General features: G+C 56.8%; 21 protein-coding genes. 18 read left to right on the forward strand and 3 right to left on the reverse strand.

Annotation, left to right across the window (positions count from 1 at the left end):
- Genes spoT through gmk form a run of 3 tightly spaced genes read right to left on the reverse strand, consistent with a single transcriptional unit; the run spans position 1 to position 3,079 of the window.
- Complete coding sequence (spoT, locus tag RT197_RS13020) at positions 1 to 2,106, reverse strand: bifunctional GTP diphosphokinase/guanosine-3',5'-bis pyrophosphate 3'-pyrophosphohydrolase (protein WP_312951283.1); 2,106 nt, start codon at positions 2,104 to 2,106, stop codon at positions 1 to 3.
- Positions 2,107 to 2,125: 19 nt separating this feature from the next.
- Positions 2,126 to 2,401: a DNA-directed RNA polymerase subunit omega gene (rpoZ, locus tag RT197_RS13025; protein WP_000135058.1), complete on the reverse strand. Its 276-nt coding sequence runs from the start codon at positions 2,399 to 2,401 to the stop codon at positions 2,126 to 2,128.
- A gap of 54 nt (positions 2,402 to 2,455) precedes the next feature.
- Entirely contained in the window at positions 2,456 to 3,079 is a 624-nt protein-coding gene (gene gmk / locus RT197_RS13030) for a guanylate kinase (RefSeq protein ID WP_312951301.1), read from the reverse strand.
- Between the two features lie 258 nt (positions 3,080 to 3,337).
- On the opposite strand from gmk, the gene ligB reads away from it, so the two are divergent.
- The 18 genes from ligB to tssE all read left to right on the forward strand — a co-directional run bounded on the left by ligB (position 3,338) and on the right by tssE (position 23,930).
- The gene (gene ligB, locus RT197_RS13035; protein ID WP_312951303.1) at positions 3,338 to 5,026 is read left to right on the forward strand and encodes an NAD-dependent DNA ligase LigB; all 1,689 of its coding nucleotides are present in this window, start codon (positions 3,338 to 3,340) and stop codon (positions 5,024 to 5,026) included.
- Positions 5,027 to 5,920: 894 nt separating this feature from the next.
- Entirely contained in the window at positions 5,921 to 6,415 is a 495-nt protein-coding gene (locus RT197_RS13040) for an SH3 domain-containing protein (protein WP_312951305.1), read from the forward strand.
- Between the two features lie 24 nt (positions 6,416 to 6,439).
- Positions 6,440 to 6,946, forward strand: a complete 507-nt coding sequence (tssJ, locus tag RT197_RS13045) for a type VI secretion system lipoprotein TssJ (RefSeq protein WP_409529695.1) — start codon at positions 6,440 to 6,442, stop codon at positions 6,944 to 6,946.
- 22 nt (positions 6,947 to 6,968) lie between these two features.
- Entirely contained in the window at positions 6,969 to 8,312 is a 1,344-nt protein-coding gene (gene tssK, locus RT197_RS13050; protein WP_312951307.1) for a type VI secretion system baseplate subunit TssK, read from the forward strand.
- Between the two features lie 17 nt (positions 8,313 to 8,329).
- The gene (locus RT197_RS13055) at positions 8,330 to 9,568 is read left to right on the forward strand and encodes a DotU family type VI secretion system protein (protein ID WP_312951309.1); all 1,239 of its coding nucleotides are present in this window, start codon (positions 8,330 to 8,332) and stop codon (positions 9,566 to 9,568) included.
- A gap of 2 nt (positions 9,569 to 9,570) precedes the next feature.
- On the forward strand, positions 9,571 to 13,188 hold the full coding sequence (gene tssM / locus RT197_RS13060) for a type VI secretion system membrane subunit TssM (RefSeq protein ID WP_312951312.1): 3,618 nt from the start codon (positions 9,571 to 9,573) through the stop codon (positions 13,186 to 13,188).
- Between the two features lie 17 nt (positions 13,189 to 13,205).
- A complete protein-coding gene (gene tagF, locus RT197_RS13065; protein ID WP_312951313.1) occupies positions 13,206 to 13,922 on the forward strand; it encodes a type VI secretion system-associated protein TagF in 717 nt (238 codons plus the stop codon).
- 11 nt (positions 13,923 to 13,933) lie between these two features.
- On the forward strand, positions 13,934 to 14,950 hold the full coding sequence (gene tssA / locus RT197_RS13070; protein ID WP_312951315.1) for a type VI secretion system protein TssA: 1,017 nt from the start codon (positions 13,934 to 13,936) through the stop codon (positions 14,948 to 14,950).
- Positions 14,951 to 15,025: 75 nt separating this feature from the next.
- Positions 15,026 to 15,550 (forward strand): type VI secretion system contractile sheath small subunit, encoded by a 525-nt coding sequence (gene tssB, locus RT197_RS13075; RefSeq protein WP_312951317.1) that lies wholly within the window; start codon positions 15,026 to 15,028, stop codon positions 15,548 to 15,550.
- A 3-nt stretch (positions 15,551 to 15,553) separates the two neighbouring features.
- Positions 15,554 to 17,053 carry a type VI secretion system contractile sheath large subunit gene (tssC, locus tag RT197_RS13080; protein ID WP_312951318.1) on the forward strand — a complete coding sequence of 500 codons (1,500 nt, stop codon included), beginning with the start codon at positions 15,554 to 15,556 and terminating at the stop codon, positions 17,051 to 17,053.
- A gap of 76 nt (positions 17,054 to 17,129) precedes the next feature.
- Positions 17,130 to 17,516 carry a Rap1a/Tai family immunity protein gene (locus RT197_RS13085; RefSeq protein ID WP_312951320.1) on the forward strand — a complete coding sequence of 129 codons (387 nt, stop codon included), beginning with the start codon at positions 17,130 to 17,132 and terminating at the stop codon, positions 17,514 to 17,516.
- Entirely contained in the window at positions 17,513 to 18,013 is a 501-nt protein-coding gene (locus tag RT197_RS13090; protein WP_312951323.1) for a T6SS effector amidase Tae4 family protein, read from the forward strand. Before RT197_RS13085 ends, RT197_RS13090 begins: the two co-directional genes overlap by 4 nt.
- 308 nt (positions 18,014 to 18,321) lie before the next feature.
- Complete coding sequence (locus tag RT197_RS13095; RefSeq protein WP_312951326.1) at positions 18,322 to 18,804, forward strand: type VI secretion system tube protein Hcp; 483 nt, start codon at positions 18,322 to 18,324, stop codon at positions 18,802 to 18,804.
- A gap of 156 nt (positions 18,805 to 18,960) precedes the next feature.
- On the forward strand, positions 18,961 to 20,739 hold the full coding sequence (gene tagH / locus RT197_RS13100; protein WP_312951329.1) for a type VI secretion system-associated FHA domain protein TagH: 1,779 nt from the start codon (positions 18,961 to 18,963) through the stop codon (positions 20,737 to 20,739).
- Positions 20,739 to 21,533 carry a protein phosphatase 2C domain-containing protein gene (locus RT197_RS13105; protein WP_312951330.1) on the forward strand — a complete coding sequence of 265 codons (795 nt, stop codon included), beginning with the start codon at positions 20,739 to 20,741 and terminating at the stop codon, positions 21,531 to 21,533. Before tagH ends, RT197_RS13105 begins: the two co-directional genes overlap by 1 nt.
- A 20-nt stretch (positions 21,534 to 21,553) precedes the next feature.
- Positions 21,554 to 22,549 (forward strand): hypothetical protein, encoded by a 996-nt coding sequence (locus RT197_RS13110; protein WP_312951333.1) that lies wholly within the window; start codon positions 21,554 to 21,556, stop codon positions 22,547 to 22,549.
- Between the two features lie 9 nt (positions 22,550 to 22,558).
- Positions 22,559 to 23,374, forward strand: a complete 816-nt coding sequence (locus tag RT197_RS13115) for a type VI secretion system accessory protein TagJ (protein WP_312951336.1) — start codon at positions 22,559 to 22,561, stop codon at positions 23,372 to 23,374.
- On the forward strand, positions 23,367 to 23,930 hold the full coding sequence (tssE, locus tag RT197_RS13120) for a type VI secretion system baseplate subunit TssE (protein ID WP_312951338.1): 564 nt from the start codon (positions 23,367 to 23,369) through the stop codon (positions 23,928 to 23,930). Before RT197_RS13115 ends, tssE begins: the two co-directional genes overlap by 8 nt.
- The last annotated feature ends 1 nt before the right edge of the window (position 23,931 follow it).

Below are 23,931 nucleotides of genomic sequence, written 5' to 3' on the forward strand. Positions count from 1 at the left end.
CTAGTTTCGATTTCGGGTGACTTTAATGACGTCCGGCATCACGCGGATTTTGCGCATAATATTCGCCAGCTGCACGCGGTCGCGTGCGGTCAGGCGGATAAATGCGCTGTAGACGCGACCGTCTTTCTCTTCGGTGTTCAGACTGTGAATATTCGACGAAGCGGTATTAATTGCCGCCGTCAGGTTCGCCAGCGCGCCCTGATGGTTGAACATATCCACTTTGATTTCAGTGATGAACTCCTGGGCGATTTCTTTATCCCACTCGACCGCCATAAACTTCTCTGGCTCTTTCTGGTAGCCACGGATGTTACGGCAGGACTCATGATGGATAACCAGACCTTTACCCGGACTGACGTGGGCAATGATCGGATCGCCGGGGATAGGACGGCAGCACTTGGCAAAGGTGATCAGCACGCCGTCAGCGCCTTTAATGGGCAGATGACCGCTAATTTGCTGTGGTACGGCGGCGGCATCGCCCTGCTGAAGATTTTTGGCGACCACCACGCTCATCGCGTTGCCGAGGCCAATTTCTGCCAGCAAATCATCTAACGTGGCGAGCTTCATCCGCTCAAGCTCACGCTGGATGCTTTCCGCCGGAATTTCCGTCAGCTTGCGGCTGCCACCCAACGCGTGGTTGAGCAGACGGCGACCCAGGCTAACGGAATCGTCACGCTTGAGGTTTTTCAGTAACTGGCGAATTTTGGCGCGCGCTTTCGAGCTGACGACAAAATTCAGCCACGCCGCGTTCGGACGTGCGCCCGGCGCGGTAATAATTTCCACCGTTTGCCCGCTGGTCAGTGGCTGCGACAGCGGATACGGCTGGCGATCGACGCGTGCGCCGACGCAGGCATGACCGATATCGGTATGCACCGCGTAAGCGAAATCGACCGGTGTCGCCCCGGCAGGCAGTTCGACAATGCGCCCTTCCGGGGTGAAAACGTAAATCTCATCGGGGAAGAGATCGGATTTAACGCTCTCGATAAATTCAAACGAGCTACCCGCGCTTTGCTGAAGTTCCAGCAGGCTTTGCATCCAGCGCTGGGCGCGGATTTGCGCGGTGGTGCTGGTTTCGCCGTGCTCTTTATAAGCCCAGTGTGCCGCCACCCCCATTTCCGCCATCTGATCCATATCTTCAGTGCGAATTTGCACCTCAACCGGCACGCCGTGCGGGCCGATCATCGAGGTATGCAGCGACTGATAGCCGTTCGCTTTCGGAATGGCGATGTAATCTTTCATCCGGCCTGGACGCGGCTTGTAAAGGCTATGCATCTGCCCCAGTACGCGATAACAGGTGTCGGCGTCATGAACGATTACCCGGAAGGCGTAGATGTCCATGATCGAGTGAAAACGCTGCTCTTTCAGCACCATTTTGCAGTAGATCGAGTAAAGATGCTTCTCGCGTCCGCTTACCCGGCATGGAATACCTGCTTCCTGTAAGCGCCCTTCGATTTCAGAGAGGATTTTCTGGATCATCTCTTTACGGTTGCCGCGCGCGGCTTTCACCACCTCTTTAATGACCCGATAGCGGTTTGGGTGCAGCGCTTCAAAGCCCAGCTCTTCCAGCTCGGTTTTGATGTGGTGGATACCTAAACGGTGCGCCAGGGGGCTGTAAATTTCGAGGGTTTCACGGGCGATGCGGCGACGTTTATCCGGGCGTAAAGCGCCCAGCGTGCGCATATTATGGGTACGGTCAGCAAGTTTGATGAGAATGACGCGGATATCCTGCACCATCGCCATAATCATCTTGCGAAAGTTTTCGGCCTGCGCCTCTTTCTTATCGCGAAAATTCAGTTTGTCGAGTTTAGACACCCCCTCCACCAGCTCGGCAACGCTTTTGCCAAACAGCTGTTCCATATCCTGGTAGGTGGCGGGAGTATCTTCAATCACGTCGTGCAGCAATGCGGCCATCAGCGTTTCATAGTCGAGTTTCATCTCGGCCAGAATGCAGGCCACCGCCACCGGGTGAGTGATATAGGGTTCGCCGCTTGAGCGTGTCTGTCCCTCGTGAGCGTCACGTGCAACGAGATACGCCTGCTGAAGACGTTTAATCTGGTCTTCCGGCAGATAGTTTTGAATCAGCTGATTCAGGCTTTCAAACAGATACAAGGGCGACCCGCAGTATTAATTAACGACGACCTTCAGCAATAGCGGTGACTGCCTGTAACTCTGCGGCTTCCTGCTCTTGCTGCTCCTGGCGCTCGCGCACGTCGAGGATCTGGTTGTTGATCAGACCTTCTTCAATTTCGCGCAGCGCGATAACGGTAGTTTTATCGTTTTCTTCCGGTACCAGCGGATCTTTACCGCCTACCTGCATCTGACGAGCGCGACGCGCGGCGACCAGTACCAGGTCAAAACGGTTACCAATTTTCTCTACAGCGTCCTGAACAGTTACGCGTGCCATACTTAAAATGCTCCACAGGTGAAGAAATGACTGGGCATAATACTGAAAGTGGATTCAGTCTGCCAACAGTTTGGTGATTAAAGCGTCATGTCGCTGTTTCTGGCGGCTCATACGCAGGCGTTCAGCACGAATGATGGTTTTAAGATCGCCAATGGCGGTGTCGAAATCATCATTCACGATCAGATAATCATATTCGGCGTAATGGCTCATTTCTGCAACTGCCTGGGCCATGCGTTTAGCAATAACCTCTTCGCTATCCTGGCCGCGACCGCGCAGGCGGCGATCCAATTCCAGCTTCGATGGCGGCAGCACAAAAATACTGCGCGCCTGCGGCATTTTTTCACGGATTTGCTGTGCGCCCTGCCAGTCAATATCCAGAAAAACATCTACGCCGGTTGCCAGCACCTGCTCAATGGCTTCCTTTGAGGTGCCGTAATAATTGCCAAAAACTTCCGCGTGCTCAAGAAACGCATTACTGCCAATCATGCTTCTGAACTCGTCATGATCGACAAAGAAGTAATGCTCACCGTGTACTTCACCAGGGCGCGGTGCGCGCGTGGTGTGAGAAACGGAAACCTGAGTATCGTACAACGGCTGGGTTTTAAGCAAAGCCTGAATCAGGCTGGATTTCCCCGCGCCGCTGGGGGCAGAAACAATATAAAGCGTGCCTTGAGCCATGAGAATCTTACTGTATGTGTTGATCGAAAGTGAGCTTACATACGAGCCTATTATACACGTCGCCGCTACGTGACGTAGTCTTCGTCACACTTTTTGCGCCAGATTCTTGCATTTTGCGTAATGCTTTCCCGTTTTCGTCTCTGTTTGCTGCAACAAAATGGAAAGTCTGGAAGCGTCCTCGTAAAATCCGTTTTTGCTGCTCGCCGCTGTGCGATGCGGCGGGATATACCTTCGGCATCGGGCAACGGAGGCGAAATTATGTGGCAACGGATCGGCGTTTTATGCGGAGTAATGATGTGGGCGGTGCAAAGCTGGGCGCTGTGCCCGGTCTGGTCTCCGGCCCGCGCGGAGCAGGAAATCACCCGGCTGCATCAGCAGCTTCAGCGCTGGAATGAGGCTTACTGGCAGCAGGGACGCAGTGAAGTCAGCGACGGCGTATACGACCAGCTTAGCGCCCGGCTGGCGCAGTGGCAGCGCTGTTTTAACGCCCCTGAACAGGGCGATCTGCATACGCCTGCCATCAGCGGGACGGTCAATCATCCTGTTGCCCATACCGGCGTGCGCAAGCTGGCAGACAAAAGCACGCTGGCGCGGTGGATGCGCGACAGGGCAGATCTCTGGATGCAGCCAAAAGTTGACGGCGTGGCCATCACTCTTATTTATCGTCACGGCAGGCTGGCGCAGGCCATCAGCCGGGGCGATGGTCTGAAAGGCGAAGACTGGACGGAGAAAGTGCGCCAGATCCCCGCCGTACCACAAACCGTCTCCGGTGTGCTGGCGGATGCTGTGCTACAGGGCGAACTGTTCTGGCGGCGTCAGGGGCATATTCAACAGCAGATGGGCGGCATGAATGCCCGCGCGAAAGTGGCCGGAGCGATGATGCGGCGCGACAGCTCGCCCCTGCTGCGCGAATTCGACGTCTTTATCTGGGCATGGCCCGACGGTCCGGCAACGATGCCGCAGCGGATGCGCGCGCTTAATGACGCTGGTTTTCAGTGGAGCGCCCGCTACACGCTGCCGGTCAGCACCGTCAAAGACGCAGACACACAGCGCACCCGCTGGTACACCTCCGCGCTACCTTTCGTGACCGACGGCATCATCGTGCGTGCGGCAGTTGAACCTGCCGCACGGCGCTGGCTGCCGGGGCAGGCGGACTGGGCGGTGGCATGGAAGTATCAGCCAGCGGCGCAGGTCACGGAGGTTAAGGCGGTAAATTTTACCGTCGGTCGCAGCGGGAAAATAGCCGTCATCGCGCAGCTTGAGCCGGTACAGCTTGATGATAAACAGGTGCGACGGGTGAATATTGGCTCCGTTAACCGCTGGCACACGCTGGATATTGCCCCAGGCGATCAGGTTGAGGTCAGCCTCGCCGGGCAGGGCATTCCGCGCCTCGACAGCGTGGTCTGGCGCAATACCCGGCGCGTTAAGCCTGTGCCACCGCCGCCGCGTTTTAATTCCCTGACCTGCTTTTATGCCACCCCGGGCTGCGAGGAGCAGTTTATCTCCCGCCTGGTCTGGCTTGGCTCGGCGCAGGCGCTGGATATCAAAGGCATGGGCGAGGAAGGCTGGCGCGCGTTGCATCGCACCCACCATTTCAGCCACCTCTTTTCCTGGCTCACCCTGACGCAGGCAACGCTACAGAGTACGCCCGGCTTTACGGGGGCACGCGGGCAGCAGCTCTGGCACCGGTTTGATCTTGCCCGCACCCGTCCGTTTAAACGCTGGGTGAAAGCGCTGGGCGCGCCGTTACCACAGACCGCCTTTAATAGTTTAACCGCAGTTAACTGGCCGCAGCTCGTTGCCCGCGATGAAACCGGCTGGCAAGCTTTACCAGGCGTGGGAGCCGAACGGGCGCACAAGCTGGTGGCGTGGTTTCACCATGTGGAGGTAGCGCGGCTGGCGCAGTGGCTGGCCGAGCTAAAGATCGACGGGTTTTCCGGGCACTAAGCCGTAAAATACGTTCCGCACCTGTCGCCAAAACACCATCATCAGAGCAGCAGGGCTGTACGCTTTCAAACGCTTTCTGGAACATACATGAACATTTCCGGGTAATCGCGGCGATAGCGGCAAACTGTCACCCTGGTGTAAAAAATCATTAACCCGCACCCAGGATATTCCGCCTCTCCAGGCTGGTAACGCACGGTTAATAACTGACACAAAAATGCACTTTATTCTTCATATATTAAGCAAAACCTGGATAAACAATATTCAGTTCGCTCATGTTACATGATATATCCTGATTGCGTGCTCAAATATGTTCAAGTTTCATTCCTGCGGAGGTATCGATTAATAATGATTTACTTTGTAAAGAAATATCTTTTCAGCCATAACGGAATGCTATAACAATGTATAGATCTACAGACTTTGGCTTATCAGTCTTTAATGTTTCATTCAAAATACATGTAAAAAACCACTAATTATGGTAGTTGGATTCTTCTTTAAATATATTATGTGACCCATGTCTCATTAAAAAATTTATCCTTTTATTTCAGTAAGTTGATTATATTTAAGTGGCGCTTAAATATTTCATATAATGATTAATATGGTTTTTTGGAAAGTTTTTTAGGATTTGTCCCATAAGCAGATATAGCCGCAAGAAATTATTCTCCCGGCGCAATATAAAATTGAATTAACATAGTCATTATGTAAAATTGTGTATCTGTTAACATAATTGACGAATATCATGCGGTCCGTGTGATTCGGCTCGTGCGGTAGCTATGCCTGAAATCAGGCTGCATTTAAAGAACGTTCTTTTCGTACCTTAATACGTCGAAGTCTGAAGTCAAATAGCCCTTTTCTTTGAAAAAGTTAACCTACATTAATCTCGCTACGGAAAAGCATATGAAAATGCGATCGATACTGGCCCTTATTTTTGTTGTTGCAGTTGCTGGCTGTAAAAGCCCTGAAGCGCCGACCGTCAACGATGACACCATTGTCAGCAGCGACGTTAACGGCGTCACGCTGGTACACCGCCACGCCGTGTCTGCGCCAGCGCAATTCAAGCCGGTTAACGAAGAATACCGCGCGCTATATCCGGCCTCGGTGATGAGTCGTCCTGATTTTGGCGGCAAGGTTATTCGCACGCTGAACGCCGGACAGCCGTACATGGCGCTGGGACAGGTTGAAAATGACTGGCTGGCACTGGCCGATGCCGGAAAAGAAGAGCTGATTGGCTACGTGCCTGCGCGTGCGGCCGTGAAGAGCGAGCTGTATGAGCAAACGGTGCGCAAACAAACTCCGCGCCCGAAAGTGCGCAAAAAAGCTACCTGCGTCAATGTTGATGGTAATAGCAAAGCCTGCAAAAACACTAAAAACGGGACGTGGATCCTCGACTGATCCCGCTTTCACGAGCGATGACCTATGAACATGACATTATTTTTACGCCAGGCCCGCCTGGCGTTTTATCTGTTTTTATTCACACTCGTTGCCGGGTGTGGATCGTCTTCACATAGCGATCCCTCTTTTTACCATCTCCAGTTTCAGGCTCATCCGCAAATTAACGATGCAGCGCCGCTTAAAGTCAGAGTGCTGCTGCTTAAGTCTGACGCCGATTTCATGTCTGCCGATTTTTACTCTTTGCAAAATAATGCGCAAAGCGTGCTGGGCGCGAATCTGTTAGACAGCGATGAGTTTTTCCTTATGCCCTCCCGGTTGTCTAAAACGCTAAGTGGTCGCAGCGCCGCAGAAGCACGCTATATCGGCGTAATGGCCGAATATCAGGTGCTGGACGGTAAAAAATGGCGCGTCTCTCTTCCCCTGCCGGTATCCGGTGAAGGAGGGATTTCTTCTCTCTGGAAATGGTCCGCAGATGAGTTAGAAGCCAGGGTCTTTCTTGACGTAAATGGGATCCGGGTCGTTAACCCGTAATCTTCCCCCACAGGGCATCGGTATGAACAAAACAGAAAAAGTCGTCTGGACTGAGGGGATGTTTCTGCGTCCGCACCATTTTCAGCGTGCGGAAAGCCATCTGCAAAACCTTATCCGTGAATGGGGAACGCTGCAGCGCTCGTACCTTTGGGGGTTTATCGACCTTGAAGTGGATGAAGCCATGCTGCGTCAGGGATGCGTAGCGCTAAGCTATGCCAGCGGCCTGCTGCCGGACGGTACGTGGTTTCATTTCCGGGAGGGGCGTCAGGGACCGCCGCCGCTGGCTATCCCGGATAATATTTCTGGCGAAAAAGTCGTGCTGGCGCTGCCCGCGCGCCGTGGCGGGCGCGAAGAAGTCATTTTCAGTGAGGAAAAAGAGTCGCTGGCGCGGTTTAGTACCTTCGAAGAGGATGTCGAAGACGACAACGCCCTGTCCGTTGGCGAGGCCACCTTACAGTTCGGTCGCCTGCGCATGAAGCTAATGCTGGAAAAAGACCTGACGGCGGAATGGACCGCCATTGGCGTGGTTTATATCGTCGAAAAGCGTAACGATAACTACGTCCGGCTGGACACCCACTACATCCCGCCAATGCTCAACGGCAACAATAACCCGCAAATCTTCGGCATGATCAACGACCTGCACGGGCTGCTGGTCCAACGCAGCCAGCAAATCGGCAGCCGACTGCGCAAGCCGGGGCGGTTTAACACCTCGGAAATGATTGAATTTATGCTTCTTTCCCTGGTGAATCGCCATCTGGGTGAAGTGGCTCATCTGAAAACGCTGCCGCTGGTGCATCCTGAAACGCTCTGGCATTGCTGGTTGCCGTTCGCCACCGAACTGATGACGTGGACCGCACAGCGCTCATCGGAAAGCGTCCTGCCGGTGTATGACCACGACGATCTTGCTGCCAGCTTCAGCAAACTGTTTCTGCTTCTGCGCCAGGGGCTATCGCTGGTGATGGAGGAGAACGCCATTCAGTTGCCGCTTAACGAGCGGTCGCATGGCCTGAACATCGCCACCCTGCCAGAAACGGGGATGACACGTAAGTTTGGTTTCGTGCTGGCGGTGAAGGCGAACATGCCGGGCGACGTCCTGCAAACGCATTTCCCGGCGCAGATGAAAGTCGCGCCGGTGACAAAAATTCGCGACCTGGTGCAATTGCAGTTACCGGGCATGGGATTACGCGCCATGCCCGTCGCGCCACCACAAATTCCCTGGCACGCCGGTTATAACTACTTCGAACTGGAGCGCGGCGGTGAACTGTGGAGCGAAATGGAAAAGTCCGGGGCCTTTGCGCTGCATCTGGCAGGGGAGTTTCCGGGTCTGGATATGGAATTTTGGGCCATCCGTAGCCCGACAGAATAAAAAAGCGAGCGCACACTATGCAGGAACAACAGGGCTCGGGCAGCAGTGATGCCTCTGACGGCGCGGGCGGCAATAACCCTCTGGTGGCGGCGGCCAATCCGTTGCTGAATGCTATACCGCAGATCCGTCACTCCGTCTCTCATGATGACCAGGCCGGCTTACGTCAGCGTCTGATCGACGAAATTCGTCGCTTTGAGGTGCGCTGCCAGCGGGCGGGATTACCGTATGAAGTGATCGTAGGCGCACGTTATTGCCTGTGTACGGCGCTGGATGAAGCCGCCGCGCTCACGCCGTGGGGCAGTAGCGGCGTCTGGTCGGGAAGCGGCCTGCTGGTCACGTTTCACAATGAAACCTGGGGCGGCGAGAAATTTTTCCAGCTGCTGGCGCGTTTGTCCCAGAACCCGCGCGAACACATTTTCCTGCTGGAGATGATCAACTACTGCCTGCTGCTGGGTTTTGAAGGGCGCTATCGGGTGCTGGATAACGGGCGCACCCAGCTTGAAACCATTAAACAGCGTTTGTGGCAGATGATCCGGGGCGTGCGCGGCAGCGTCGCCGCGCCGCTCTCGGTGCATCCTGAAGATCGTCCGGTGCTACGCAAACTGTGGCGTCCCGTCGTGCCGCTGTGGGCCTGCGTCGCGCTGACCGGGTTTATCGCCTGTCTTTTTTACATTGTTCTTAACTGGCGGCTGGGTGACAGCACGAACCCGGTGCTGGCAAAAATTTACCAGACGCAGCTGCCGGAAGTCTCCGTGCAGCAGCCTGCGGAACGTCTGCCTGCGGTGCTTAACCTGCGCGGCTTCCTGAAGCCTGAAATCGAGGCCGGGCTGGTGGCGGTAAACGATGAAGCGGACAGAAGCGTGGTGATCCTCAAAGGCGACGGCCTGTTTGCCTCCGGCTCGACGGTGGTACGCGACCGCTACGATGCGGTTATTGAGCGAATTGCGCAGGCGATGAACAACGTCAGCGGCAAAATCCTGGTGGTCGGCTACAGCGACAACGTGCCTATTCGCAGCGCGCGCTTCGCCTCGAACTACGAGCTGTCGCTTGACCGCGCCCGCTCGGTGCAAAAACAGCTACAAAAACGTCTTTCGCAGCCAGAACGCGCTAAAGCGGAAGGGCGGGGTGAGATGAACCCGCTTGCGCCAAATACGACACCTGAAAACCGCGCCCGAAACCGCCGTGTGGAAATTACTCTGCTGGTGTCGCCTGAGAATACCCAGGCCGAGCTGAACGGATTGCCACAAGGAAATTAAGGATGCTGATACGACTACTTTCCATTCTGACCAGCCGCCTGCTGTGGGGTTTTCTGGGCGTTACGGCGCTGGCGGCAGTGATCTGGATGATTGGCCCGCTGCTGTCCATCGTGGACACGCGCCCGCTGGAATCCGAGCAGAACCGGATCATCACCATCGCGGTGGTTTACCTGATCTGGATGCAAAGCCACATCCTGCCGCGCTTGTATAACGCCTGGCTCAACCGCAAGCTGATGGACAATATCAGCGAAGGCAGCGCGAAAGAGAGCAGCGATCCGCAGCAGCGCCTTAACAGCGAAGACCAGATCCTCGCCGGGCGTTTTGACGAAGCGGCGCAAATTCTGAAAAAAGCGCATTTCAGCAACCCAGGGCAGGGCAGTTCGCGCTGGACGCAGCGCTTCAGTACCCAGTATCTCTACCAGCTACCCTGGTACGTCATCATTGGCGCGCCGGGATCGGGGAAAACCACCGCGCTCGCCAATTCCGGTCTGCAATTTCCGCTCGCCGACCGCTTTGGTAAAACGGCGCTGCGCGGGATCGGCGGTACCCGGAACTGTGACTGGTGGTTTACCAATGAGGCGGTCCTGCTGGATACCGCAGGGCGCTACACCACCCAGGAGAGCGAACAGGCGCAGGACGCGGGCGAGTGGCTGAAGTTTATCGACCTGCTGCGCAAATATCGCCGCCGCCAGCCGATCAACGGCGTCATTATCACCATCAGCATTTCCGATTTGCTGACCCAGTCGGCGGAGGCTTCGCGCCAGCAGGCGGTTAATTTACGCCAGCGTCTGTCTGAACTCCACGAACAGCTTGGCATTCGCTTTCCGGTTTACGTGCTGGTAACGAAAGCCGATCTGCTGAAAGGCTTCCGGGCGTGGTTTTCCGGATTTGATAAAGCCCAGCGCGATCAAATCTGGGGATTCACCCTGCCGTGGGAGCAGACAAAGCAGGCTGATTTTGATCTGATGGGCAGCTTCGCGCAGGAGTTCGCGCTGCTGCAACAGCGTCTGGATGCCGGACTCCCGGAGACAATGCTCCAGGAACACGATGCGAAAACCCGCGCCGAGGCCTGGCTTTTCCCACAGGAATTTGCCGCGCTGCGTCCTTTGCTGGCGGAGTACCTGAGCACCGTTTTTGCCCGTTCTAATTTTGAAACCGAATTCTCGCCGCGCGGAATTTACTTCGCCAGCGGCACCCAGGAAGGACTGCCGTTTGACCGGGTGATGGGTGAGCTTAATCGCGTCCTCTCATTACCGGAAACGGAAGGCAGTACCGGCTGGGATTCGGTAAGCAAAGACGCACCGATCCCCGGCGCGAAAGGGCAAAGCTTCTTCATTAAAAATTTGCTGCAAAACGTCATTTTTCAGGAAGCGGGCATCGCCGGGCAAAACCGCTGGTGGGAACTGCGCAACCGGGCGGTGATCTGGTCAGGCTATGCGGCGTTGCTGGCGCTGCTGGTTATTCTGGGTGGGCTGTGGCTGGTAAGCTACGGCAAAAATAAAGCCTATCTTGAGGACGTGCAGGCCAGAGTGCCGCAGGTGGAGCAGCAAAGTAAGGCGCTGCAAAACCGCCAGCAGCGCGATCTGTTCGCATTTTTGCCGCTGCTTAACGGACTGGTCGATCTGCCCAAAAGCGCGGAATTTGATATTAACCATCCGCCGCTTACCCGTCGGATGGGGCTGTATCGGGGATATGACGTCAGCGACGCATCACAAACGCTCTACCAGAAAGCGTTGCAGGATATGCTGTTGCCGGAAGTTGCCATGCGCATTACTCACTGGCTGCGCAGTGATAACGGCAGCGACGTCGAGTACAGTTATGAAGCGCTCAAAGCCTACCAGATGCTCTGGCAGCCGAAGCACTATGACGGCAAGTTCCTCCACTCCTGGGTGATGCTCAATCTGGAGCGCAATCTGCCACAGGATGTCACCCAGGCGCAGCTACGCCAGCTTGAATGGCATCTGACCCAGCTTCTGGAGCCGCAGATCCAGTCCTCGCCGTGGGCAAAAGACGACGCGCTGATCGCCCGCGAGCAGGCACTGATTAACCAGCAGCCGCTGTCAAACCGCGTATATGGTCGGCTGAAGCGTCTGCTGGAACATGATGAAAGCCTGAAGCCGGTTTCGCTTGCCAGCCTGGGCGGGCCGCAGAGCGAACTGGTGTTTTCCCGTAAAAGCGGCAAATCGATCAACGACGGCGTACCGGGGCTTTTCACCCCGCACGGCTACTGGGAAAGTTTCAATAAGCGTATCGACGACGTAACGGTCGCGCTGCATGACGACGATATCTGGGTATTAGGTGCCGCGCGGGAAACGGAAGATAAACAGCACACCGATAACGCGGTACGCCAGTTATATATGCGTGATTTTATCGGTTACTGGGACAGCTTCCTCGCCGATATCCAGCTTAACAACAGCGCCGATCTCTCACAGCGCATTAACACCGCGCGGCTGCTTTCCGGCAACAACTCGCCGCTGCGTCGGCTGGTGATTAACTTAAGCAAAATGCTGAATCTGACCCCCGGCGGCGCGGAGCCAACGGAGGCGGTGAAAGCCGAAGAGGGCAACCGGGCGACCCGTACCCTCGAAGCGCTGTTCAGTAATGGCGAGCGCGGCCCGGCGCAGGGCGCGGTCGTGAACCAGACGCCGGAACAGCTGGTCACTGAACACTATATGCCGCTGATCGAACTGGCGCAGCCGCTGGAGAAAGGCGGTAAAACCATCGTCTTTGATGATTTTCTCCGCCAGGTCGACGAGCTGTATCGCTATCTGACTGCCGTGCAGGATGCCGCCAACAGCGGGATGCCCGCACCGGGCGGCGAGGCGATCAGCCGCCTTCAGGCCAGCGCGGGCCGTCTGCCGGGAGGCTTACAGACCATGTTCAGCAATATGGCGGTTGGCGCGAGCAGCGACACCCAGCGCCGGGAGCTGGATAACGTCCGTAAACGTATCAATGTGGAAGTCGGGGGCTTTTGCCGCCAGGCGATTGCCGGACGCTACCCGTTCGTGCGCAGCGCCCGCAGCGAAGTGACGCCTGACGATCTGGCGCGCATGTTCGCCCCCGGTACGGGCCTGATGGACACCTTTTTCCGCGATAATCTGACCAGCAAAGTGGATACCACCCAGGCAAGCTGGCGCTTTACGCCGGGCATTGACGGCAAAACGCTGCCGGGCAGTGAAGGGGTGTTGCGTCCGTTCCAGCAGGCGCAGTCGATCCGCGATGCGTTCTTTGCCAACGGCGCGACCACGCCGTCCTTCAAAGTGACGGTGCGCACGGTGCGGATGGACAACGCGATCCTCAATCTGACGCTGGATGTTGATGGTCAGCTACTGCGCTACAGCCACGGGCCGCAGGCGGTGCAGGTGATGAACTGGCCGGGACCGGGCGGCACCAACCAGGTTCGGATGCAGCTTGGACTGGCGAATGGCAGCACCTCGACGCTGGTCACTAACGGCTCCTGGGCGCTGAATCGCTTTTTTGATACCGCCCGCAACAGTCCGGGAAGCGGGAGCCTGAGCCGTCAGGCGACGTTTAACGTCGATGGCCATCAAGTCACGCTGGAGTTTGCGCCTAACAGCATTCGCAATCCGTTCCAGCTTCCCCGCTTCTCATGCCCATAAACCGCAAGGATAGCCGTATGACGAATACTCCTGCGATAAATGCTTATAGCTGGTACGGAAAACTGCCCAGCGCCGGTGATTTTTTACAGCGTCGCTTTCCTGACGTAATACAGCGCCAGTGGTCGCACTGGTTTCAGGTCGGGCTGCTGGCCTGGCAACAGGAAGAGCTACGCAGCGGCGAGCGGCAGTTTAGCAAAGCGCCAGTGTGGAACTTTCTGGTGCCGCCGATGCTCGGCAGCCAGATGGTACAGATGGGCTGTCTGATCCCGGCGCGCGACAGCGTCGGGCGTCAGTATCCGCTGTGCGCCCAGATTGCCTTTAACCCGTCAGAGTGGTCTGCGCACCTGCTGGCACAGGCGGACAACTGGTATCAGCCTCTGGGGCGGGCATTGCTGTACGCCGTGCGTAACAGCTTTTCGGCCGACCAGCTTGACCAGACGCTGCTTGCCATTCCGACCCCGCAGCCGGTGGAGTCGGTCCGGCACCCGGAAATTCTGGATGTGATTGGCTATTCGGGCGAGGACTTCAGCGGTCTGAGCTGGCCGCAGGCGGCGGAGTGTTTCGATCCGCAGCGTCAGACCAGCTTCTGGTGGACCAATCGTTGCGACGGCTACCCCCTCTACACGCACGTTCACAGCGGCAACTTTACCGGGCAGCTTTTTACGCTGCTGTTTGCGCCCGCAGGCGGATCGCGCCCCGGACGGCACGGGCTTTATCCCCCTATGTTTGAATAAACAGGTACGCCATGAATATTAACGACTTTCTGACGCCGGTAAGCCCGGAACATCCCTGTGGCGAAAACCTCGAATACGACGCTGATTATCAGGCGATGGAGCAGGCGACCCAGGGCAAAGCCGAACAGCAGTTTGGCGACACCATCATCCCGGCAGAGCCAGCGGACTGGATGACGGTGGAAAAGCTGGCGGTCAGTTTGCTGGCGCGGACAAAAGATATTCGGGTGATATTGTTTTTGACCCACGCCTGGACCAAACGTCGGGGGCTGGCGGGCTACGCCGACGGCATTCTGCTGCTTCAGCAGGCGCTGTCGCTCTACTGGGACTCACTTCATCCGCCGCTGGAAGAGAACGGCGAAACCGATCCCTTTTATCGCATCAATGCGCTGGCAGCGCTGGGCGATAAATCGGCATTAACGGCCGCGCTGCGCAATGCATCGCTACTGCGCAGCAACGGGGATGATTTATCACTGCGCGACGCCCAAGCGTTGCTGGACGGCACGAAAAACGAGTGCCCGGACTATCCCGGCGGCCGCCCCCGACTGATTGATGAACTGGCGCGCGGCAACCAGCCTGGCATTGAGGCGATAGTGCAGATCGACGAGCGCCTGCAAACCATCCGCGAACTGCTCACCGGGCATCTGGGTGAAAGCGGCGCACCGGAAATGCATCAGTTGCAGAAAACGGTCAGAACGATTGCCAGCGCGTGCCAGGCGACCGATGTTTTAAGCCTGCTGCCCTCCGGTGAGGAGAGCGGCGGCGTGCAGGAAAGCGCACCAGGCCCGGCCGCTGCCGTCGCCAGACCTGCGGCGGACTGGCGCAGTGCGCAGGTCGCTTCACGGGCCGATGCGCAACTCATGCTTGAGAAGGCAAAACAGTATTTCTCACAGTATGAACCCAGCCACCCGGCACCGCTGATGATTGAACGGGTGCAGCGGCTGATTGAACTTGATTTCATGGACATTATTCGCGATCTCGCGCCGGACGGCGTTAATCAACTGGAAAATATCTTTGGACGCCGCGAATAGCACGTCCAGGCATTATAGCCGCCGCGTGCAGCGCTGCGGTTCAACCTTCACCGCGCATACCCGATGGAGAACAGCATGGCAACGAGAAACAGTGGGCAGAAATTTATCGCACGCAACCGCGCGCCCCGCGTACAAATCGAGTACGACGTAGAAGTTTACGGTGCGGAACGCAAAATCGAACTGCCGTTCGTGATGGGCGTCATGGCCGATCTGGTGGGAAAGCCGGTCGATAACCTGCCGCCGATTGAAGAGCGTAAATTCCTCGATATCGATATTGATAACTTTGATGAGCGTATGAAGGCGCTGAAGCCGCGCGTGGCGTTTCAGGTGGATAACACGCTGACCGGCGAAGGCAAGCTGAACGTCGATTTGACCTTCGAAAGCATGGACGATTTTTTACCGGATGCCGTAGCCCGTCATGTCGAACCGCTGAACAAACTCCTGGAAGCGCGCACCCAGCTTTCCAATCTGCTGACCTATATGGACGGTAAAAACGGCGCGGAAGAGCTAATCGCCAAAATCCTCCAGGATCCCACCCTGCTCAAATCGCTGAGCCAGATGCCTGATAATCAAACCCGCGAAAAAGGGAATGAGGAGTAATTGATGAGCAATCCTTCTCAACAACACGAGCAGCAATCCGGGCAGGCGTTCAGCCAGGATGAATTCAGTTCGCTGCTAAACAAAGAGTTTCGCCCGAAAACCGATCAGGCCCGCTCGGCAGTCGAGAGCGCGGTCAAGACCCTGGCGCAACAGGCGCTGGAAAATACGGTGACCTTTTCCAGTGATACCTACCGGACGATCCAGAATTTAATCGCGGGCATTGATGAACAGCTTTCTAAGCAGGTGAACCAGATTATTCACCATGCTGAATTCCAGACGCTGGAAAGCGCATGGCGCGGCCTGAATTACATGGTCAACAATACCGAAACGGACGAGATGCTGAAAATCCGCTTTATGAGCATCTCCCGCAACGAGCTGGGCCGCACCCTGAAGCGCTATAAAGGCGTGGGCTGGGATCAAAGCCCTGTCTTCAAAAAGATCTACGAGCAGGAATACGGGCAGTTCGGCGGTGAGCCGTTTGGCTGTATCGTCGGCGACTACTATTTCGATCACAGCCCGCAGGATGTGGAGCTGCTTGGCGAAATGGCGCGCATCGGCGCTGCCGCGCACTGCCCGTTCATCACCGGGACGGCACCTGGCGTGATGCAAATGGAGAGCTGGCAGGAACTGTCCAACCCGCGCGATCTGACCAAAATATTCCAGAACACTGAATATGCCGCCTGGCGTTCGCTGCGCGAGTCGGAAGATGCGCGTTATCTCGGCATGGTGATGCCGCGCTTCCTGTCGCGTTTACCTTACGGCATCCGCACTAATCCGGTAGACGCTTTTGATTTCGAAGAAGAAACCGACGGCGCGAACCACAATAATTACACCTGGGCCAACGCCGCCTACACGATGGCGACCAACATCAACCGCTCTTTTAAAGAGTTTGGCTGGTGTACGTCTATTCGCGGCGTGGAATCCGGCGGAGCGGTAGAAAATTTGCCGTGCCACACCTTCCCCAGCGATGATGGCGGCGTGGATATGAAATGCCCGACCGAAATTGCCATCAGTGACCGTCGTGAGGCGGAACTGGCGAAGAACGGCTTTATCCCGTTGATCCACCGCAAAAACTCGGATTTCGCGGCGTTTATTGGCGCGCAGTCGCTGCAAAAGCCCGCTGAATATCATGATGTTGACGCCACGGCGAACGCCCGCCTTGCCGCGCGTTTGCCTTACCTCTTCGCCTGCTGCCGCTTTGCGCACTATCTTAAATGCATCGTGCGCGACAAAATCGGCTCCTTCCGCGAGCGCGAAGACATGGAACGCTGGCTTAACGACTGGGTGATGAACTACGTGGACGGCGACCCGGCGAACTCTTCGCAGGAAACCAAAGCCCGCAAACCGCTGGCCGCCGCTGAAGTTCAGGTGCAGGAAATCGAAGATAACCCCGGCTATTACACGGCGAAATTCTTCCTGCGTCCGCACTACCAGCTGGAAGGGCTGACCGTTTCCCTGCGTCTGGTCTCTAAGCTGCCCTCGCTGAAAACGAAAGAGGCATAACCGCGCTGGCCGGAGCGTCGCATCCGGCCAGACAACCACATTTGGGTAAACTATGACCATAAAATTCACTGGATATGTGCTGGCATCCCTTTTAAGCGCCGTGGTGTTATCCGCTCCTGCGCTGGCACAAAAGACTGTCCCGACAGATCCGTTCACCGGCGAGCCGGGTTTGCTCCAGCGCAATGATATGAATCTGACCGGCGAAAAATATCTGAAGTCGTTGACGCCGGACAGCTACCCGCAGGATCAACGCAGCGCAGATATGTATATGCTGGGCGTGGCGGATGCCACCGAAGGGAAAGTATGGTGCAGCTATAAACGCGCGAAAATAGGCACCCTGCGTGAATGGAGCTATGAATATATCTCTAAATTACCCGCCGAGCGCCTCCAGGAAAAAGCCTCTAAGCTGCTTCTTGAAGCGCTGGAAAAACACTTTCCCTGCGAAAAGGAAAATAATAAATGAAGCCACTGTATAATCAGTTAAAGCAGAATCATTATTCTTCTAATTCGACCAAAGCGAATTATCTGTCACCCACCGCGTTATATACGCAACTGGGCTTCTCCGAAAAAGAGGTCCAGGAGCTGACCAAAGATACTTCTCCGTATTACAACACCTGCGCGGTGCGCATGAGCCTTGCCCTGCTAAAATGTGGCGTTCCTTTTCAGGGACGGATGCTGCTCAAGGGCGGCGCGTTTAAAGGCAAGAAAATCGAACCCGGCGCGAAGTTACTTGCCGACCAGCTAGTGAAAGCCAGCGCCTTCGGCTGGCCGGAAATTTTCCACAAGCCGCAGGAGGCCAGCCAGTCGCTGAAGAACCGGACCGGCGTGGTGTTTTTTAACGCTATTGAAGGCTACGGCGGCGGGCATATCGATCTGGTAGAAACCGAGGGGAATCATCTGGAATGTCATTCCGACTGTTACCCCACCTGCCGGGAAATATGGTTCTGGGAGCTGAAATAACTCCCGCTGGCCGTTTCGCGGCGCGTAATAAGAATACAGCCTTTCATGTAACAGCAATGAAAGACAAGAATTATCGAATAGGGCAGTTATCTATTTGATAAGAGGCAGAGGTAAAATATGGACGGTTTTATTCGGCCCCATGCTTTCCTGCTTGCCATATACACTTCATCCTTCAATCTGCCTGCACGTTAACTCCGGTGATATATTTCCGGGGAGCCATTTACTTATCGCCTGTAGGCAATTTGAATGATTTTGTGTATTAGCGCTTTTCCTAAAGCAATAATTTCCATTAACGAAGAGTAAATATTATGGCTATTGATATGTTCCTGAAGGTTGATGGTGTAACGGGTGAATCGAAAGATTCTAACCACACCGGCTGGACTGATATTACCTCTTTCTCCTGGGGCGCATCCCAGCCGGGAAATATGAGCGTTGGCGGTGGCGGCGGTGCCGGTAAAGTGAATTTTAACGATCTGCACGTTAACGCGCTGATCGACAAATCCACGACGGCCATCCTGAAGCACTGCTCCAGCGGTAAGCATCTGACCAAAATTGAATTGTCCGTCTGTAAAGCGGGCGGTCAGCAGGTGGAATACGCGCGTATTACCCTTGAAGACGTGCTGGTAACGTCCATTCAGTATACCGGTGCCGACAACGGCGACACCGTGGGCGTGACCTACGCATTCCAGGCGGCGAAAGTGAAACAGCAGTACTGGGAACAGACGTCTGCCGGTGGTAAAGGCGCTGAAAGCAGCTCCGGCTGGAACATCAAAGAAAACAAAGAAGCGTAATCGTTCGTCCTTTGTTATGACCGGAACCCCGTGTTCCGGTCACTCTTTTACGGCGTGAATTTTTGACCCACATCCCGTGCTGTTTGCCAGCAAACGCCGCCGCTTTTCATGAGAGCGTCGCCGTTTGAGCGCCAATCATACCAGCAGGAATACGCTATGCGATTCACGATTATTTCGACTAAAGCAGGCCATCAACCGCCTCAGAGCCACTGCGATTTTTATGCGCCGGGTGGCACTATTGGCCGCGGCACGGATAACAATCTGGTGCTGCCGGACAATGACCGGACTATTTCCCGTTTACAGGCGATTGTTCACGTTGATGCTGCCGGGGAGTGCCGTATCACCAACCGTGGCAACGTGACCCGCGTGGTGCTGAATGATATTCCGCTGGAGCGCGGCCGCCAGGTTGAGTTGCAGGACGGTGACGTGCTCGACATTGACGATTACCGCCTTGAAGTCACCGCGCTGAACGCGGGCCAGCAGCCGGTAAGCCGTCCGGCGAGCGCCGCACCGAAAAGCGTCACGCCGCCGCCAGCCGCACAGCCGACGAGCGATACCGGACCGACGGCGGTGCCGGTAGAAATCTGGGACAGTCTGATGCAGGAGTTTTCGATCTCCGACAGCATTTCCAGCAGCCGTTCCCGACCGCAGCCTGCTCCCGACGCCGATCCCTTCAGCGCGCCGAAAGAGCCGGAGCGTAATGCCGAAGATCCGCTGGCGCTGTTTAACGACGACGAGCCGTTATTCGAGCGTAAAAACGTGGAAACCGACAAGCTGTTCAACGATGACGCGCTGTTTAAAAATGACAGCATTTTCGATGACGCGACGCCTTCCACGCTGGTGCCGCCGGTGGATAAACCCGCCGTGCAGCCCGCGCCGCCAAAAGAAGATCCGCATGATGAACTCGATCCGCTGGCGCTGTTCAGCGGTTCGGCCAGCAGCCCTGCCGCGCGTCATGACGATCCGCTGGGGCTGTTGGGCGGTGCGCCGCTAACTCATCCTGACGATATCGATCCGCAGACCGCTTCACCGGGCGCGAATGAGCCGCCGAAAGACGCGCCGCAGGCTGACATTGCGCAGCACGACGCCCCGGCACAGGACGAACCGCTGCACGCCTCGCCGCTGTTTACCGAAGAGCCAGCCCCTGACGTCCCCCCGACGCCGGAGCCGGAGCCGCGCGAACCGACGGATTATTCGGGCATCGTCCTGCCGACTCCGCAGGCCGTCGCCCGTAACACCGCTCAGCCACCGAAAGGACGGCTGGGCATTGACCCGGTGCAGAGCGCCCATGCGCAGCAGCCTACCGCCGACGGCGTGGTCTTGCAGGGGGAACTGCTGGAGGCCCTGATCGAAGGTATGGGGCTGGGCGATATGCAGCCGGTGCCGCAGTTCGACCGCGAAAATATGCGTCAGCTGGGGCAGATGCTAAGCATGTTTTCTCAGGGCACCGTGGCGCTGCTCTCCTCACGCTCGATCCTCAAGCGGGGCGTGAAAGCCGACATGACGATGGTGCTGGAAGACGCTAACAACCCTTTCAAGCTATTGCCCTCCGGTAAAACCGTCCTGATGCAGATGTTTGGCACCCGGATGCCGGGGTTTATGCCGCCGAAAAAATCGGTGCGCGATGCGCTGATCGACCTCCAGGCGCACCAGTTGGGGATGATTGCCGGTATTCGCGCGATTATCGCCGCGATGTTGCAGTCTTTTAATCCTGAACAACTGGAAGAGCAGGCGAAGCACGATGGCGCGACCTCGCGGCTGTCTCTGCCGGGCAGCCGTAAAGCCGCGCTGTGGGATTACTTTGTGCGCAGCTATGGCGAAACGGCGGGGGAAATTGAAGACGATTTCCACACCCTGTTCGGTGAAGCGTTCCTCCATGCCTACGATATGGAAGTGAATCAGTACAAAGACTCACAGAGCGGATCGGAAGAATAATGAATATCACAACGGCTTCTCTCTCCCGCCAGGGAACCCGCGCCAGCAATCAGGATCAGACGGGAGAAACCATCGGAGAGCGCTCCGCCTGCTTTCTGGTTTGCGACGGCGTGGCGGGACTGCCGGGCGGACACGTTGCCGCAGAGCTTGCCCGCGATACGATCCTCTCCCGTTTCGACGGAGCCAGCCATCTGAATGCGCAATACATTCGCCATTACGTTCAGGAAGCCAACCGCGCCATTATCAGCGAACAGCAGGCGGTGCAGGATTATCACCGGATGGGAACGACGCTGGTCAGCCTGTTTATCGACCGCGACTATCGGCTGGCCTACTGGGCGCACGCGGGCGACAGTCGGCTGTATCTCTTCCGTCGCGGCTGGCTTTACCACGTCACCACCGATCACAGCCTGGTGCAGCAGATGAAAGACGCGGGGCACCAGACGGACGATATCAACAGCAACCTGCTTTATCTGGCGCTGGGGATGGCGAACGGCGGACCGGAAGCCAGCTACAGCGATATCGTCCCGCTGGAAGACGGCGACGTTTTTTTACTCTGCACCGATGGCTTCTGGCACGGCGTCAGCGAAGAGCAGATGAAGCAGTCGCTGCATATGGTCAACACGCCGCAGGAGTGGCTCACGCTGATGAATCAGCTCATTCAAAAAAACGGCGATGAGGCAAAAGGCGCGCAGGATAACTACAGCGCCGTCGCGGTATGGATGGGGAGTCCGCATGAGACCACCCTGCTGCATACCGTCTCTGAAGCAGCCCAGTTTTTTCCTCTTCTTGATTGATAAGGCACACAAGGAATCCTATGAAATATTGGCTATCGGGTCTGGCGCTGATGATGGCGGCGACGACCGTGCAGGCGGAGAACTACCGGATCGTTCAGTCGCCTTCGCAAAAGCTGGATGTGTGGATCGACGATATTCAGGGCACCACCGCGCAGAGCTGGTGCGCGCAGGATCTCGACCTGCGGATCGTGGCGAACGGCAATAAAGACGTCGCTATCCTCGATAACTTTATGCCCCGGCTGGGATCGCTACTGGAAAATCAGTGCGGCAAGCTGCGCCAGGTGAACTGGACCTTAACCGATCCGCAAAACAAAACGCTGGCGCATGGCTCGGCGGCGAAGGCCAAAGACTGGGCGGTCAGCGTCAGTGAAACGCCAGCGACCCCGGCGACACCAGCGGCCCCGCCGGTTAGCGCGGGCTGGACGCTGCCGGACGAGCACCCGGAAACGCTGTCGCCTGCGGCTGACCGCACGCCGTGGCAGGAATTCATGCTTCAGGATGGCTGCCGCCTGCGCACCTACTGGCAGGGCGGCGCGCAGGCACCGGCACTGTTTATTCCCGCCTCCGACGCCAGCCGCTGCGAAAAAGGCAACTGGCTGAGTGGTCACAGCGTGGTCACGCAGCAAAGTCAGGGGGCCGATAACGCGATAACGCTTTCCTTCGTACACGGTTTCCCGGTCGCCGGTCTGAGCGACAAGGGCGATTTTAACAAGCTGCTGATCACCACCGTGAATAACGAACGGATGATTATCCGCACTGAGAATGCCGATCAAAGCTGGCTGATCCTGCCGTATTCCTCGGCGACCAATAGCTGGAAAAATACCGGCACCATCGCGCTGGAAGTGACCCGCGAGCAGGCCAGCGATCAGACGCGGCTGCGTGAGCGGCTGGACGCGGTCAGCCGGGCGTGGACGCCGTGGTTTGCGCCTGACGTTCGTCCCAATATCGTGCTGATTGACGCGCTGCGCCCGCAGTTACGTAACCCCGCCGTTGGCGCATGGCGCGCGGCTCACTAAGGATTCGCGATGAATACGCTTTATCAACAACTGGTGGGTGAATCGCTGGAATCGGCTTTACAGCGCCTGGAAACGGCGATCAAAACCCGTCCCGCCGATGCCGATCTGCGCGCGGCGTTTGTCCAGTTTTTAGCGCTCGACGGCAACTGGGCGCGGGCGTTGACCCAGCTTAAATCCTGGCGGGCGCTGAAGCCGCAGGCTGCGCCGACGGTCACGCTGCTTGAGCAGGCCATTGAGGGTGAACAGCAGCGCGAAAAAGTGCTGGCAGGGCAGGCTCGCCCGGCGATGCCGGAGGCGCAGTGGCCGTGGCTTACCCCGCTGGCCTCGGCGCTGGCGCAGCCCGATAAAGAGGCCAGCGCGCTACGCCTCGCCGCTTTTGATGAGGCGCAGGCGGATCCGGGAGAGTATTGCCTGGAGGGTGACGATACCCACGCTTTCGACTGGCTGATGGACGGAGACGCCCGTTTCGGACCGGTATGCGAAGCCATCGTGAACGGACGTTATTTCTGGCTGCCGTTTACCGCCATTGCTTTGATCCGCTTTCAGCCGCCCGCCAGCGTGACTGACCTGATATGGCGGCATGCGCTGGTGCAGTTAACCGACGGCACTGAACAGGTGTGTCAGATCCCGGCCCGTTATCCGCTGGCCGCCGACGCCAGCGACCGCCTGAAACTGGCGAAAACCACGGAATGGCAGCCGCTGGATGACGATGAAACGCTGTGGCAGGGCGCAGGGCAAAAAGTCTGGCTCAATGACCAGACGGAAATTCCGCTGCTGACGTTAAGCCTCGTGACGTTTGCCGCAGGCGACGATGCGCATGAATAAACCCGCGAATGACGGCAGCCTGCTGCACAGCGGCTGGCGCGCCCGCAGTAAACAGGACCGGGTCACGACGCGGGATAAACTCCAGCCGTCGCTGCTCGACCGTCTGACCGATAACGAACCGGACAAACCGCGTGAGCCGGTCAACAGCAATTTAATGTCCCATACCCTGCTGCGCCAGCAGGTGCTGCGTGATTTGCAGTGGCTGTTTAACACCATCAATCAGGATGCGTCCCTCGATCTGAGCACGCTGCCGCAGGTCAGCCGGTCGGTGGTGAACTTCGGCGTCGCGCCGCTGGCGGGCAAGCGGATGTCGGATATCGAATGGCAGGATATTCAGCACAAGCTGACCGAAGCGATCATTCATTTTGAGCCGCGCATTCTGCCGCAGGGATTACAGGTGCGCTGCATTTCCGATACCGCCTCGCTGGATCTGCACAACGTATTGTCGATTGAAATTAAAGGTCGTCTGTGGTGCGTGCCTTATCCGCTGGAGTTTTTATTTCGCACCGATGTGGATCTGGAAAACGGGCATTTCGAACTGCGTGATGCGGGGTAAG

This window comes from Superficieibacter sp. (assembly GCF_032071645.1).
In the GTDB taxonomy this organism is placed as follows: Bacteria; Pseudomonadota; Gammaproteobacteria; order Enterobacterales; family Enterobacteriaceae; genus Superficieibacter.

Bases quoted from the DNA above. Each gene is read 5' to 3' on its own strand.
- rpoZ (WP_000135058.1), bottom strand. From the start codon at position 2,401: ATGGCACGCGTAACTGTTCAGGACGCTGTAGAGAAAATTGGTAACCGT.
- gmk (WP_312951301.1), bottom strand. From the start codon at position 3,079: ATGGCTCAAGGCACGCTTTATATTGTTTCTGCCCCCAGCGGCGCGGGG.
- ligB (WP_312951303.1), top strand. From the start codon at position 3,338: ATGTGGCAACGGATCGGCGTTTTATGCGGAGTAATGATGTGGGCGGTG.
- RT197_RS13040 (WP_312951305.1), top strand. From the start codon at position 5,921: ATGAAAATGCGATCGATACTGGCCCTTATTTTTGTTGTTGCAGTTGCT.
- tssJ (WP_409529695.1), top strand. From the start codon at position 6,440: ATGAACATGACATTATTTTTACGCCAGGCCCGCCTGGCGTTTTATCTG.
- tssK (WP_312951307.1), top strand. From the start codon at position 6,969: ATGAACAAAACAGAAAAAGTCGTCTGGACTGAGGGGATGTTTCTGCGT.
- RT197_RS13055 (WP_312951309.1), top strand. From the start codon at position 8,330: ATGCAGGAACAACAGGGCTCGGGCAGCAGTGATGCCTCTGACGGCGCG.
- tssM (WP_312951312.1), top strand. From the start codon at position 9,571: ATGCTGATACGACTACTTTCCATTCTGACCAGCCGCCTGCTGTGGGGT.
- tagF (WP_312951313.1), top strand. From the start codon at position 13,206: ATGACGAATACTCCTGCGATAAATGCTTATAGCTGGTACGGAAAACTG.
- tssA (WP_312951315.1), top strand. From the start codon at position 13,934: ATGAATATTAACGACTTTCTGACGCCGGTAAGCCCGGAACATCCCTGT.
- tssB (WP_312951317.1), top strand. From the start codon at position 15,026: ATGGCAACGAGAAACAGTGGGCAGAAATTTATCGCACGCAACCGCGCG.
- tssC (WP_312951318.1), top strand. From the start codon at position 15,554: ATGAGCAATCCTTCTCAACAACACGAGCAGCAATCCGGGCAGGCGTTC.
- RT197_RS13090 (WP_312951323.1), top strand. From the start codon at position 17,513: ATGAAGCCACTGTATAATCAGTTAAAGCAGAATCATTATTCTTCTAAT.
- RT197_RS13095 (WP_312951326.1), top strand. From the start codon at position 18,322: ATGGCTATTGATATGTTCCTGAAGGTTGATGGTGTAACGGGTGAATCG.
- tagH (WP_312951329.1), top strand. From the start codon at position 18,961: ATGCGATTCACGATTATTTCGACTAAAGCAGGCCATCAACCGCCTCAG.
- RT197_RS13105 (WP_312951330.1), top strand. From the start codon at position 20,739: ATGAATATCACAACGGCTTCTCTCTCCCGCCAGGGAACCCGCGCCAGC.
- RT197_RS13110 (WP_312951333.1), top strand. From the start codon at position 21,554: ATGAAATATTGGCTATCGGGTCTGGCGCTGATGATGGCGGCGACGACC.
- RT197_RS13115 (WP_312951336.1), top strand. From the start codon at position 22,559: ATGAATACGCTTTATCAACAACTGGTGGGTGAATCGCTGGAATCGGCT.
- tssE (WP_312951338.1), top strand. From the start codon at position 23,367: ATGAATAAACCCGCGAATGACGGCAGCCTGCTGCACAGCGGCTGGCGC.